At 36.5% G+C, this 14,514-nt stretch carries 9 protein-coding genes; all 9 read right to left on the reverse strand.

Translation table 11 applies throughout. The features are described 5' to 3' along the window. Positions 1-55: 55 nt before the first annotated feature. The 9 genes from CA834_RS00595 to uvrC all read right to left on the reverse strand — a co-directional run bounded on the left by CA834_RS00595 (position 56) and on the right by uvrC (position 14,443). A complete protein-coding gene (locus CA834_RS00595; protein WP_094966722.1) occupies positions 56-2,656 on the reverse strand; it encodes a TonB-dependent receptor in 2,601 nt (866 codons plus the stop codon). Positions 2,657-2,819: 163 nt separating this feature from the next. Continuing rightward, positions 2,820-4,466 carry a glucose-6-phosphate isomerase gene (gene pgi / locus CA834_RS00600; protein ID WP_094966723.1) on the reverse strand — a complete coding sequence of 549 codons (1,647 nt, stop codon included), beginning with the start codon at positions 4,464-4,466 and terminating at the stop codon, positions 2,820-2,822. A gap of 7 nt (positions 4,467-4,473) precedes the next feature. Further along, positions 4,474-5,769, reverse strand: a complete 1,296-nt coding sequence (locus CA834_RS00605) for a M23 family metallopeptidase (protein ID WP_094966724.1) — start codon at positions 5,767-5,769, stop codon at positions 4,474-4,476. A gap of 14 nt (positions 5,770-5,783) precedes the next feature. After that, on the reverse strand, positions 5,784-6,716 hold the full coding sequence (locus CA834_RS00610) for a tryptophan 2,3-dioxygenase family protein (RefSeq protein ID WP_094966725.1): 933 nt from the start codon (positions 6,714-6,716) through the stop codon (positions 5,784-5,786). A gap of 3 nt (positions 6,717-6,719) precedes the next feature. After that, a complete protein-coding gene (locus CA834_RS00615; RefSeq protein WP_094966726.1) occupies positions 6,720-7,496 on the reverse strand; it encodes a DUF3108 domain-containing protein in 777 nt (258 codons plus the stop codon). Between the two features lie 278 nt (positions 7,497-7,774). Then, positions 7,775-8,935, reverse strand: coding sequence for a 4-hydroxyphenylpyruvate dioxygenase (gene hppD, locus CA834_RS00620; RefSeq protein WP_094966727.1), 1,161 nt, complete (start codon positions 8,933-8,935; stop codon positions 7,775-7,777). A gap of 55 nt (positions 8,936-8,990) precedes the next feature. Then, the gene (locus CA834_RS00625; protein ID WP_094966728.1) at positions 8,991-10,148 is read right to left on the reverse strand and encodes a homogentisate 1,2-dioxygenase; all 1,158 of its coding nucleotides are present in this window, start codon (positions 10,146-10,148) and stop codon (positions 8,991-8,993) included. A 235-nt stretch (positions 10,149-10,383) separates the two neighbouring features. Further along, positions 10,384-12,648 carry a patatin-like phospholipase family protein gene (locus tag CA834_RS00630; RefSeq protein ID WP_317042061.1) on the reverse strand — a complete coding sequence of 755 codons (2,265 nt, stop codon included), beginning with the start codon at positions 12,646-12,648 and terminating at the stop codon, positions 10,384-10,386. Between the two features lies 1 nt (position 12,649). Then, entirely contained in the window at positions 12,650-14,443 is a 1,794-nt protein-coding gene (uvrC, locus tag CA834_RS00635; protein WP_094966729.1) for an excinuclease ABC subunit UvrC, read from the reverse strand. Positions 14,444-14,514: the final 71 nt, after the last annotated feature.

Below are 14,514 nucleotides of genomic sequence, written 5' to 3' on the forward strand. Positions count from 1 at the left end.
TAAAAAAAAGCAGCCAGAGTTGGCTGCTTTTTTATCTTTTATTTATTATTTACAACTAGAAGTTGTAACGTAAACTTGCATTAAATGTTCTTCCAATACCTAAGAAGGTACCGAAATTGTCTGTTTGGTTAATGTAAGCTGTGTTAAATAAGTTATTTACGTTAGCTCTAAATGTTAATGGATTATCTCCTAAAGAAAATCTATAGGTTAATCCAGCATCCGCTAAAGTATAGGCAGGTAGTTTTTGAGATTCGTAAACTCGTCCTGCAAGCGCATCCGCTACAGCTTCTTCTACATCTACAAATTCATATAAATCCGTATAGATATTATAATCCATATCTACTGATAATCCTTGGGTGATGTCAAGAACAAATCCTACACCAAAAGAGGTTTGAGGTGCATTACCTACTTTAACATCAGTTAAATTAACTTCTCCAGCTTCATCATCCAGGAACTCACCAGTATCGTCATTTTGTAAGGTAAATGGTGTAGTACCTTCATATTTCCAATTTCCTAAAGAACCATAACCTCTTAAAGAGAATTTACCGCCAAGTGGTCTGTATTCAAAATCAAATTCAACACCTTGGTGTACTTGTGTAACATCGGTAAATCTGTAAATTCCGAATTCTTCGTTCTCTAATTCAGTGCCAAAACTTAAGAACCTATTACCCCATTCAGTTCTGTAAACATCTACATTTAATCTAAACACATCATTTTTAAAACGATAACCCGCTTCAAGACCAACAATTTCTTCATTATCAATTTCTGGTTCAACCAAATCATTAGAGTTTCTAATGTCTCTGAAGATGTTATCCAAGAAAGGTTGTCTTGAGAAGGTACCCACATTTGCAAAAACAGAGTGACTCTCATCTAAATTATATGATGCACCACCTTTTACTTGGTATCCCACTTTATTAACTTTTTCAGACTTTCCTAAACCATTACCTGTACCAACAAAACGTCCCGTTCTTTGAAAGGATTGAGTTGATAAAGCACCCTGTACAAATACAGAGAATTTTTCAGTAGCATATTCAGCTTGACCAAAACCACCGATATAGTTGATATTCTCTGAATAATCAAATTGTGTTCTTTGATCTTCGTCGGCAAAGTCAAATAATGCCGACCATGGATTAGCTTCAAATGTTTCTGTAAACACATAGTCATCTGGCCTGTCAGTTCTAAAGTTATCTACAAAACCATTTAGCCCCATCAAATCATTGATTTGTCTCCAGTGGTCACCTTTGTATAAACGTCCATCGAAACCAACATTAAATGTCCAGTTTTCACCAGACTCTATATTTAAGTTAGATAAAAGACCATACCAGTTATGATTGTTAACAGAAGATCTTCTAACAAAACCATCACTAAAGCCGGCAAAACCATTAGAGTCTGCAGCAGCGATGTTGTTCTGCACAATTTGATCAAAATCAATTTCACCATTTGATTCTAACCTTACTCTGTTACCACTGCTACCTAACATTCCTGTTCCACCACCACGGCCCCAAGAGGCGTACAACACAGTAGAGAGGTCTAATTTTTCATTGATATCAAAATCCCAGTTTAAGTTAGCTACTGGTTTGTGATAATAGTTTCGTCGTTCTGTAAAACGCTCGCCATCTCTAAAGCCAGTATTCGGATTATATTTATCACTGTACAATTCATAATCCTCAATATCAGTTGAAAAGTTTTGGTCATGCCATTGTGGTGCTCCAGTAATTAAAAAGTTGAAGGTATTTTTTTCATCTGGCTTATATCCCACTGAGAATAAATAGTTTTGGCCTTGACCTGCCGTACCAAAAGAATACTTTCTGTGGGCTTGCCAATGATCTACTAATACAGAGAATGCCCAGCCTTTGTCATTAACGCCAGTGTTATAAGAAAGTGTTGCCTTCATAAAACTATCATTACCTCCCATGAATCTAACAAATCCTCCCTGTCTTTGCTCAGTTGTTTTCGATACAATATTTACTGTTCCACCAACAGATGAGATAGCCAGCTTAGAAGATCCTAGACCTCTCTGTACCTGAACCGCATTGGCAACATCTGCCATACCAGCCCAGTTAGACCAAAATAAACGACCGTCTTCAACACTATTGATAGGCTGTCCATTTAAAAGGAATGCTGTATTTGTGTCATTAAAACCACGCAAAAATAATTGGCTATCACCAAAACCTCCCGCTTGGTTAGATACATAAATGGAAGGAGTATTCTTCATGGACTCTGTAAACTCCACGTTACCAGCAATCTTTAGTTGAATATCCTTTCCTTTAATTGTAGATACTGCAACAGGTGTTTTTCTTGCTTCTGCGATATCGATTACCCCAGTACCAACAACGATTACCTCCTCCAAAGAGTTATCTAGGTTTAAGATTATCCTACCAAAGTCAGTGTCACCATTAAATTTCAATACTTTAGTAGCAAAACCAACGTAGGAAATTACAATTTCTCCTGATGACGCTTTTGTTGTTAAGGTAAAATTACCTTCAAAGTCAGTTATAACGCCGTTGGTTGTGCCTTTTTCTAGAACATTAGCTCCTGGTAGAGGAGAGTTCATTTCAGCATCAATTATAATACCTTTAATTGTGCTTTGAGCGAATGTCACTGCAGAGCATAAGAATAATGCAGCGATAAAAAATAATTGAGTAGTTTTTTTCATATAGAATAACGATTAATTAATTTCTAATATTGACGCAAAATTACATAATGCTATAAGTATAACATTACGTAATTGTTAAAAGTTGGGGGTGGGCTAATATAATTGTTATATCCTGAAAATCTTTATCTTCTAAATAATATTATTTGCATTTTTTTAACAAAAATTATCGATTATTCCTATAAAATCGAATCAAACCTTGAGTTGAGGCATCATTATTTGAGGTAGAAGAATCATTCTTTAATTCAGTTAATATAGATTTTGCCAATTGTTTGCCTAGTTCCACACCAAATTGGTCATAGCTAAATATATTCCATATAATACCTTGAACAAAAATTTTATGCTCGTACATGGCTATGAGTTTACCTAGACTCTTAGGTGTAAGTTTCTTAATCAATATGGAGGTTGTAGGCCTATTACCATCAAATACCTTAAAAGGAAGAAGAGTTTCGATCTGTTCTTCTGAATACGATTGTTCCTTTAACTCTATAATGACCTGCTCTCTTGTTTTTCCATTCATCAAAGCTTCGGTTTGCGCAAAATAATTGGACATCAACTTGTCTTGATGATCTTTGTTCCCATATAAGGACTCCGCAAACCCAATGAAATCAGTCGGAATCAGTTTTGTGCCTTGATGGATTAATTGAAAAAACGCGTGCTGCGCATTGGTTCCTGGCTCACCCCATATTAAAGTTCCCGTTTGGTAATTAACCGGATGACCATCTCTATCTACGCTTTTTCCGTTACTTTCCATAATACCTTGTTGAAGGTATGTCGTAAACTGGTTAAGATATTGCGTGTAGGGTATGACGGCCTCACTTTCAGAATTAAAAAAGTTGTTATACCACACCGTTAGTAATGCCGCTACGACTGGGATGTTTTCATCAAAATTAGCGGATTTAAAGTGCTCGTCCATATGATGTGCACCATCGAGCAGACTTTCAAAATTATTGTATCCTAATGCCAGGCTGATAGACAAACCAACGGCACTCCATAAAGAAAACCGTCCTCCTACCCAGTCTTTCATAGGAAAGATGTTGTCTTCATCGATACCAAAGGCTTTAACACTTTCAATATTTGTCGACACGGCTACAAAATGCTTGGAAATAGCTTGTTGAGGCAATGATTCTAAAAACCAAGCCCTAACAGATTTTGCGTTAGATAAGGTTTCTTGAGTTGTAAAGGTCTTTGAAACAATTACAAACATGGTGGTCTCCGGGTTAAGGTCTTTTATGACTTCTTGGAAATGATCACCGTCTACATTACTTATAAAATGAGCTTGAAGATGGTTCTTATAGAATTGTAAAGCTTCTACTACCATCGCCGGACCGAGGTCAGACCCACCTATTCCAATATTCACAATATCAGTAATAGGCTTACCTGTAAATCCCTTGTGCGTGCCAAAAACTACTGACTCGGTGAACTCCTTTATTTTCTGCTTTACCTTAAATATTCCAGGGACAATATTTTCTCCCTTTACAAAAATTTCTGATGATTTCGGAGCTCTTAATGCTGTATGCAATACGGCTCTTCCCTCTGTTGCATTTATAATATCTCCACTAAAATACTTAGAAATGGCATCGGTTAAATTGACCTCTTCAGCCAATTCAACTAATAATTCCATCGTTTTAGGGGTGATTCTGTTTTTTGAAAAATCGACATAAAAATCCTCCCATTCAACGGTTAATTTTTCTGCTCTGCTAGAATCGGCAGCGAACAAATCCTTTAGGTGTTTTGATTTTAAACTCTCAAAGTGGGATTGTAATTTTTTCCAAGAATGAGTTGTTGTGGGATTTGTTGCTTTTAATGCCATTATCTAATTATGAAATTGGGTCTTCAGTGATTGTGTTTTCTTTGGTCTTAGGTTCGGCTTCTATGAAATAGATGTTGTCCAAACGTTCTTTAATGGGTTTTATAAAGTCTAAATACCTAGCTTTTAAGCTTTCTGAGATTGGTTCTGCTTCTGGCAGTTTCTCCCTAAATGGATCTACTTGTCTACCATTTTTCCAGAATCTGTAACAGACATGTGGTCCTCCAGTATTACCTGTCATACCCACATAGCCAATTATGTCGCCTTGCTTAACAAATTGGCCTTTTTTAACGGCACGCCTACTCATGTGCAAATACTGTGTGCTATAGGTTGCATTATGCCTTATTTTTACATACTTACCATTTCCTCCTCTTCTTGTAGATTCCACAACCGTACCATTGGCAGTGGCCATAATCGGTGTTCCTACAGCTGCAGCAAAATCAGTTCCTTTGTGAGGACGTACCTTGTACCCGTAGTAAGCTATACGGCGCTTCAAGTTATAGCGTGAAGAAATTCTGCTATATTGCACGGGTGCTTTTAAAAAGGCCCGTCTTAGGTTTTTTGCGGTTTCACTGAAATAATCCTTAATTCCTTTTATGGAATCTGTTTCAAACTGAAAGGCGTAAAGGGAATCGCCGTTGTGCTCAAAATAGGAGGCTTTTACATCGTGCACTCCCGCGTATAAGGTGTCATCAATATATTTATCCGTATAAATTACTTTAAAACGATCTCCTTTTTGCAAACGTCTAAAGTCTATGGTCCACGCATAGATATCATCAGCCAATTTATTAACCAAAACCTGACTGAGACCCATTTCTTCAATAGTTTCCGATATTGAGCTTTCAATTATTCCGGTTGCGGTTTTTTCCACATATTTTATGGGCTTTTTACTTGTGTAAGCATGAATAGAATCCTTAAAATTTATAACCACATAATCTTCTAAGCTCTGTTGATAAATAAAACAGGTAGGCAACTCCAAACTATCCTTTGAACACAACAAGGTATAGGGTTTCCCTATTTGCAATCGTCTAATATCAAACGTGTCCTTGGCCTTCTCGGCAATTTGGTAGATTTTTGGATAATCTAGTTTATTGCGCTCTAGAATTTCCCCAAAGCTATCTCCATTTTTAATGGTATCGCGCTTAACAATATAGTCGCTGAGGTTAAATCCGAATTCTAAAATTTTCTCTTTCTCTACTTTTTCAGCAAGCTCTTGTTTTAATACCTTTTCTTCCGGATAATCCTCTTTACAGGCATAAAAGCTTACTGCAATTACGGCTATTGCTACTAATCGTTTTAATTGCATTAATCTAAAGCTAATTATAAATTATTTCCCCAATTTTTCAATTCATCCTCAGTCCATAAATCCGGAAAAAAAATACGTCTTTGATATTTTGGATGCATATATTTTTTCCAGTCACTTCCTCCCGTTGCCTCACCATCGCCAATACCACTTTCAATATAATGTTTTGCAGTATTATAATGTGCCATTACCCATGTGACATTAACTGTATAATCATAATGTCTCATGGCTTTTATTAAATCCTCGTCCTTTTGATCATCAAAGGGCAACTCTTTAAACCGTGTCCAAAGGTTTTTAGTGTTATAGGTTTCCATAAAACTTAAAAACTCATCTTTATAACGGTTTTCAAAATTAACCAAAAGTGTAGATTTTTTGCCTGTTTTGTGATTTTTTCCTGCAGCCTGCCAATACAAGTGCTCAAAGGCATGGGTAAAAGGCGTATTCCTGTCAATATTTGATCTAAACCTGTAATCTATTAGATTGATAAGTTCTGTTGAAGCGAACTCAATGAGTCGGTATTGAGCACTCTGAAATCCACTTGCCGGCGTTAAGGTATACCGAAACTTCATATACTGTTCAACATCCATGCCCTCCCTCATGATATTGAATGAGGTTGTCAACATATCAAAATAACGACTGATTCGCATTATTTTACCCTCAAAAAAAGTAGCGTCCAGTTCCGTTTTTTCCGCTACTTGGGAAATTTCCCATAAAATCATCTTAAAAATCAACTCATTTATTTGATGATAGGCTATAAAAACCATCTCATCTGGTAAGGTTGTCCGCTGTATTTGAAGGTTTAGTAAGGCATCTGTTTGAATATAATCCCAATATGTAATAGGCTTACTATAAAGAAGACCATATAAATGGTCGTCTGTTTGTTGGTCTATTTTTTGGTACTTCTCTTGAAGTGCATTGATGATGTCATCGAAATTTTGTTGGTCAGGCATAAATTAAAATTCTACTTTAAAAGAATGTTTTAGTCCTTTGAAAGCCACAAGATCGGCCCGTAATGACCCTACCGCTAAATCTGCTTTTATCTTTAAAGGTAATTTATTTTTATCTGCGCTTACCCAAAGGGTTAAACTTTCTTCTTCCTTAAAGACGCGACCCGCCATTACATAAGGTCTAAATTTAAGGGTTTTTATCCTTCCAAACTCGGTTTTAATGGTTTGTCGTCCCAAATATTTTAATTTAAATCCATAATTCTCTTCATCAAAAAACATATTTAACGAGACTATATCTCCCCTTTTTATTTTTTCAGTATCGTAATTATTTCTCAAGTAATAGAAAGCAGAGACCATGTCCTGCACATCTTGTTCGGTGCGCACCGTACTGACTTTATCGTGTTTTTTGTTGTAGACTGTGGCCTTTCTTTCCTTATGGTTGAAATCTATTTCAATGTCTTTTGTATGACCTCCCTCATCCGTTTTTCTGATAAACCTGTAAGGCACAACCGATTCCTTATCAAAATAACTTTCATAGCGGTCTTCAACCTTAAAAAACCAACTGATGGCACCAGTCGTCCAGCCCTTACCCACTACATGATATACCGGTTTTCCGTTTAAAATAGTATCTGCTACCGTTAATGTGGCATTACCTGCTTTTAGGAAACCGCTATAGCTCATTTCAAATTTAAACCATTCCCCATCTTGAAATGCAGATTCTTTGTTTACATCTGCAAGTTGAAGACCAATTAAAAGGCATACCGCTGTTAAAATACTTTTCATAATTCTTTGCATTATATAGGCAAACCATAAGTTGTCTTATTTCATTTACCTCAATCTTTAACGCATTTACCACGTTATTGATTGTGCATATACAATTACTATTCCAAATGTATTAAAACATTGAAGCACAAACCAAAATGATTTGATAATTTTAATACTTTTTACCATCTATGCCCTCAATTTGATTTTTATGAGATATTATAGCAGCGGCAAGCTTTACAACCTTAAAAACACTTTGTGATTTTGTAAATCTTTGGTTTTTACTCTAGTACTTTTCCCTAGAGTGTACCTCTTTTGGCTTGCTCACGCTCAATAGATTCAAAAAGAGCTTTAAAATTACCTGCCCCAAAGCCTTGTGCTCCCATTCGCTGGATAATTTCAAAAAATAATGTAGGCCTATCCTCAACGGGTTTTGTAAATATTTGAAGTAAATACCCTTCTTCATCCGCATCGACTAAAATAGACAATTTTTGAAGCTCATTAATATCTTCTTTCATCATTTCCATATGCACTCCTAGACGTTCTGGAATCATATCGTAATAGGATTGTGGTGGTGGTGGAAGAAACTCAACACCCCTAGCTTTAAGCTGAGCAACTGTTTTTATTATATCATCAGTAGCAACCGCTAAATGCTGTACCCCTGAGCCCTCATAAAAATCGAGATATTCTTCAATCTGCGATTTCTTAGCAGCTTCTGCTGGTTCGTTTATTGGGAATTTTATGCGGCCGTTTCCATTACTCATTACTTTACTCATAAGCGCAGAGTACTCAGTGTGTATTTGTTTGTCGTCAAACGACAAAAAGTTCACGAACCCCATCACATCCTCATACCATTTTACCCATTGGTTCATTTCACCCCAACCCACATTACCAACCATGTGGTCAATATATTTTAAACCTACAGGCTCAGGATTGTAGTCACTTTCCCAGGCTACAAATCCTGGCATAAAAACACCCTTGTAATTTTTTCGTTCGACAAACATGTGTACTGTTTCACCATACGTATAAATTCCTGCCCGTACCACTTCTCCAAATTCGTCTTTTTCAACCACAGGTTCCATGTAAGACTTAGCACCTCTTTTTGTCGTTTCTTCAAAAGACTTTCGCGCGTCGTCCACCCATAGGGCAATAACCTTTACACCATCCCCATGCTTTACAATATGGTCGTTTATTGGTGATTTACTAGTTAGAGGCGTTGTTAGCACTAACCTTATTTTGTCTTGTTTCAGCACGTAACTGACAGAGTCCCTAGAGCCTGTTTCTAGCCCTCTATAAGCATAGGATTGAAATCCGAATGCTGTCTTATAAAAGTGAGCAGACTGCTTTGCATTACCCACATAAAACTCCACATAATCCGTACCTAAAAGCGGCAGAAAATCTTGAGCTCCTTCGAATATTTTTTCTAGACCATAGTCTACACTTTTTACCTCTTTTGCCATAATTTATTGACTTATTTTGTTATTGTTGATTGATTAATTTATTGTCTTTGAGAATTTACTCCAACCAAGATTTAAAATAATCTTCGTCAGCGATTTTCAAAGCTTCTTCGGTTACTTTTAAAGGTTTAAATGTATCTACCATAACCGCCAATTCATCGGTTTTCACTTTGCCAATACTGCGCTCCATTGCTCCAGGGTGTGGACCATGAGGAATCCCTGCTGGGTGTAATGAAATGTGGCCCGCTGCAATATCGTTTCTGCTCATAAAATCACCATCCACATAATACAATACCTCATCACTATCAATATTACTATGGTTGTACGGTGCCGGAACAGCGAGCGGATGATAATCATATAACCGTGGCACAAAACTGCACACCACGAAAGCATCCGTCTCAAAGGTTTGATGAACTGGTGGTGGTTGGTGAATACGACCTGTTATAGGTTCAAAATCGTGAATGGAGAAGGCATACGGATAGTTGTAACCGTCATAGCCCACAACATCAAAAGGATGTGAGGCATAAACCATATCAAAAATCTCATCTTGTTTTTTTATTTTTATTAAAAATTCACCAGACTCGTTATAAGTCTCTAGTTCTTGTGGTTGGCGCAAATCGCGCTCACAAAACGGAGAATGTTCTAATAATTGTCCAAACCAATTGCGGTAACGTTTTGGTGTGTATATTGGCCGATAGGATTCTACAATAAACAAGCGATTGTCCTCATTATCAAAATCGAGCTTGTAAATGGTTCCTCTAGGTACTAATAGATAATCTCCATATTTAAAATCGAGATTGCCTAGCATGGTTCTCAATTTTCCGGTGCCTTTATGAACAAAAATCAATTCGTCGGCATCGGTATTTTTATAAAAATAATCTTTGGTTGCGTGTTTTGGAGCGGCTAAGATGATATTACAATCGCTATTGGTGAGTACTACCTTTCGGCTTTCTAAATAATCGTTTTCTGGTTTTACTTGAAAACCTCTAAATCGATAGGATTGCATATTATTAGCTTTGGCCACTTTTGGCGCTACGCTGTATTGCTTTCTAATCTCTTTGACCTGTGTTGGGCGTTGCTCGTGATAACTATTGGTAGACATCCCATCGAAACCAATGGTACCGAACAATTGCTCGTAATAAAAGCTGCCATCAGGCTTTTTAAACTGCGTATGGCGCTTTGGTGGAATTTTTCCTAATTTATGATAAAATGGCATGGTATTAGAATTTATTATTATGACAATATCCCCTTGATATTGAATTATATGAGGGGCTTAATAAATTATCTTAAAGGTACAAAAAATGCGCAGTTATTCCGGGTTCCTTTTTATAAGGAAATGCAAATGAAGTTTGAGATTTTCCCAGAATAGTTTCATAAAAATACAAATATCTAAAATTTAAATGAGATACTGAAATGCAGAAATAATCTCAGTTTATAATCGTCTTGATTTATCAGAACCAAAAACCAAGATTAAAAAACCAATAGCTATTGCCTGTTTCTGGTGAGTAGGTATATTTCCCTTCCAAAGGTCCTAAAAAAGTCTCTAAGGAATAGCCTATAGCGTAGCCCGTAAAATCTGGTGAAGACAGCCAATTACCAGTATCGAATAAACGGTCTTCTACATTGGCATAATTTGCTGCAAAAATGATATGATGATTATTCAACCACTCATAATCTAAAGTAAATACCGCCTTCACAAAACTATCTCCTGTTATATCAATAAAATCATAGCCATAAAAGGAACTAAAATTATTGATGAAGTTATTTGCATAACCTCCAAGTGCAAATCCAAGGGTCGTAGTAGAATTATCGCCAAGTTTAAAACCGCCACTGGTTTCTGTTCTAAAGGCTAACTTATCATTAAAGCTAAAGGCATAGCCTATATCTGCCTTTGCAATAGAAAACGGCCGAAAAGTCTCATTAAAGCCTGATGCCCCAAGATACCAATGAAAATCACCACTAAAGTAAGCTCCACGTTTAGGAAAGTAGGGATCACTAAACGAGTCAAAATCAAGACTCCCAAAAACACTGTAGTAATCCGTATTCTCAAAAATAAAGTCATCCTCTTGGTTAGGGTCAATTAATGTTTCTGAGGTGATTTTTAAAAGCTTATGCTCACCTCCCAACCTTAGGGCAAAATCTTTTCTAAATAAGGTTTGGATATAAACCTGATTGGTAAAATCTTGAAGCTGAACTTCAACTTTGTTCAAATTAGCTAAAAGTGGTGATGTATCCTCTAAAATTAAATCGGGATTGATATTTTTACTGAACTGGTTGTAACGCGAATTAAAACCCAAACTGATGTAAAACCCTTTGTCAATGAAATAATCAAAATTATACCTAGAATTATCTCCCAAAATTAAATCCAATGAAGCAATATCATTATTAAATAAAAGTCGTTTTTTAGTGATGTTGGCCAAAACAGCACTTTTATAAAGATCATCATAATGTAAGCCCAATTTTAGGAAGGTACTTGTCCTAGACTCCCTAATTTGACCTCTTAAATGATATTCTCCTTGCGTCTCTGAAGGCTGTAATTCATATCTAAATGTGTCGAAATTATTAGTAGCAATTAGGTTGTTAATGCCGCGTCTAAACCTTTCATACGTAATATTCTCTCCTCCCCGCAATTTCAATTTCCCTAAGAGATAGGACCTTGTATACTTTTCATTTCCGGTGAGTTCAATGGACGCAATTTTAATACTATCTGGTGGCGTAATGGTTGCCTCACTGAATTCTTCAGGCTGTTTTTTCACTAAGCCTCTTAGTTCCTGGACTTTTGCTCGTGCCGCAGTCTCTCCATTTGCAATGATATCCTGACCTTCGCTAAATGAAACGACTGAATAATCCATGATATCGGGTTTGATATAGATATCCGTTAAGGGCGCTTTATCCTTCATGGCATAGACCGTACGGAAATTATTGATTTGTGCTAGAATATCGATAGCTGACTCTAGAGATTCCCTGTCTCGTAAATCATCCTGTACATCTACACCTATAATAATATCCATTCCTTTGTCGCGGAGTTCTTCAACAGGGAAATTATTAGTTACACCTCCATCAACTAATATCCTATCGCCTATAACCACAGGCTGAAACAATGATGGTAATGCACCACTAGCGGTTACAGCTTCCGCCAAATTGCCTTTATCCATTACTAAAGATTCTCCTGTTTCTATATCGGTGGCTATACAAAAGAAGGGGATGGGCAAATTTTCAAAATTATCTATATGGTTAACGGGAAGCATTAGTTGGTACAATAGATTATAGACGTTCTGACCTCTAGAAAGTGCTGATGGTAAGGAAATTCTAAATTTCTCAAAAGGTAAAGAAACAGCATATTTTGCGGCGCCTTCGCGCTCAAAAAAAGACTGCGCCGAACGCTCAAATTTATCGTTTATGAGTAAATCAAAATCTTGACTGTTGAATAACTCCTCTAATTGTTTCCCAGAATAGCCCGAAGCATATAAGGAGCCTATTATTGCTCCCATACTCGTACCTGCGATATAATCTATTTTAACACCTAGGCTATCTATAATCTTTAGGGCACCAATATGTGCAAAACCTTTGGCCCCACCACCGCTTAAAACAAGTCCGATTTTTGGTTCATTGGAATCTTGTGAAAAACAGCCACAAGAAATCAAAAATACCGCAATCAAAGTCATTAAAAGCTGTAAGCCTTTTACGGATATAGAATATTTTTTATACGTTTTCAAGTTATTCTTTATGATAGTAATTGTAAATTTTATTTGCTCTAGAAGCACCTATAATAGGCTCTAGCTCATCTAATTTAGCATTGGCAATACGCTTTACGGTTTTAAAGTGCTTCATTAAATCAACGATGGTTTGCTCGCCTACACCATTAATGTTTTCTAGTTCTGTTTTCAGCGCACTCTTACTGCGTTTGTTTCGGTGATGTTCAATTCCAAATCTATGTGCTTCGTTACGTAATTGTTGAATAATCTTTAAGGTTTCACTTTTCTTGTCTAAATATAAAGGAATTGGATCATCTGGGTAAAACAATTCCTCTAATCTTTTTGCAATTCCGATAATCGCTATTTTTCCGCGTAAGCCTAACAGGTCTAGACTTTTTAACGCTGACGATAACTGCCCTTTTCCCCCATCAATGATGACTAATTGTGGTAAAGGCTGGTCTTCCTCCAATAATCTTTTATAACGTCGATAAACAACTTCTTCCATAGAAGCAAAATCATCTGGTCCTTCTACTGTTTTTATATTAAAATGCCTATAGTCTTTTTTACTTGGCTTTCCGTTTTTAAAGACCACGCAAGCCGCCACCGGATTAGTCCCTTGGATGTTGGAATTATCGAAACATTCTATATGCCTTGGCTCTTCACTTAAGCGTAAATCGGCCTTCATTTGCGCCATAATACGATTGGCATGCCTATCTGGATCGACTATTTTTATTTGCTTTAGTTTATCCATTCGGTAGTACTTCGCATTTCGTTCAGACAGATCCACTATGCTTTTTTTATCGCCTAACTTGGGGACGCTAACCTTTACTTCCTCTCCCAAGTCTACTTTAAATGGGACATAAATCTCTTTCGAGTTAGAGTTGAAGCGCTGCCGTATTTCGGTTATGGCCAATTCTAGCAGTTGTTTATCTGATTCTTGTAGCTTCTTTTTTAGTTCAAGGGTATGCGATCTAATTATTGAACCATAACTCAATTGCAAAAAATTAACATAGGCATATGTTTCATCACTTACAATAGAAAAGACATCGACATTACTGATTTTAGGGTTGACTATAGTTGATTTAGATTGATAATTCTCAAGGATTTCAAGCTTTTCCTTAATTTTCTGTGCATCTTCAAACTGCATATTTGCAGCAAAGGTTTTCATTTGCTTTCTAAACTGTTGGAGGGAATCTTTAAAATTGCCTTTTAATATTTCCCGGATTGCCTCAATATTGGAATGGTATTCTTCTTCGGTCTCTTTGCCTTCACAAGCGCCCTTGCAATTACCTAAATGATATTCTAAACAGACTCTATATTTACCGGCTTCAATTTTAGCTTCAGATAAATCATAATTACACGTTCGCAATTGATACAATCCTTTTATCAGTCCTAAAAGTGTTTTAACGGTTTTCATACTGGTGTATGGGCCAAAATACTCAGACCCATCCTTAATGACCCTGCGTGTAGGGAACACTCTAGGAAAACGTTCGTTTTTGACGCATATCCAAGGATAAGATTTATCATCCTTGAGCATTACATTATACTTGGGCTGATACTTCTTTATAAAATTATTTTCAAGCAGTAAGGCATCATTTTCGGTATCGACAACAATATGTTTTATGGAGGCAATATTTTTTACTAAAACCCTGGTCTTACCATAGTCGTGATGTTTTGTAAAATAACTGCTTACCCGCTTTTTGATATCCTTTGCCTTCCCCACATAAATCAACCTGTCATCAACATCAAAATATTGATAAACCCCAGGTTGGTGGGGTAATGTTCTAATCTGAATATCCAAGGCTGTTTCTGGCATAAGACCAAAGGTAAGTAATCATAAAAAAATAGTGAATTTTGATTGAAGTTTATCACTATCTTGCGCCACTT

This window comes from Winogradskyella aurantia (genome assembly GCF_002266855.1).
GTDB lineage: Bacteria > Bacteroidota > Bacteroidia > Flavobacteriales > Flavobacteriaceae > Winogradskyella > Winogradskyella aurantia.

Coding starts and splice junctions, on each gene's coding strand:
- CA834_RS00595 (WP_094966722.1), bottom strand. CDS start 2,656: ATGAAAAAAACTACTCAATTATTTTTTATCGCTGCATTATTCTTATGC.
- pgi (WP_094966723.1), bottom strand. CDS start 4,466: ATGGCATTAAAAGCAACAAATCCCACAACAACTCATTCTTGGAAAAAA.
- CA834_RS00605 (WP_094966724.1), bottom strand. CDS start 5,769: ATGCAATTAAAACGATTAGTAGCAATAGCCGTAATTGCAGTAAGCTTT.
- CA834_RS00610 (WP_094966725.1), bottom strand. CDS start 6,716: ATGCCTGACCAACAAAATTTCGATGACATCATCAATGCACTTCAAGAG.
- CA834_RS00615 (WP_094966726.1), bottom strand. CDS start 7,496: ATGAAAAGTATTTTAACAGCGGTATGCCTTTTAATTGGTCTTCAACTT.
- hppD (WP_094966727.1), bottom strand. CDS start 8,935: ATGGCAAAAGAGGTAAAAAGTGTAGACTATGGTCTAGAAAAAATATTC.
- CA834_RS00625 (WP_094966728.1), bottom strand. CDS start 10,148: ATGCCATTTTATCATAAATTAGGAAAAATTCCACCAAAGCGCCATACG.
- uvrC (WP_094966729.1), bottom strand. CDS start 14,443: ATGCCAGAAACAGCCTTGGATATTCAGATTAGAACATTACCCCACCAA.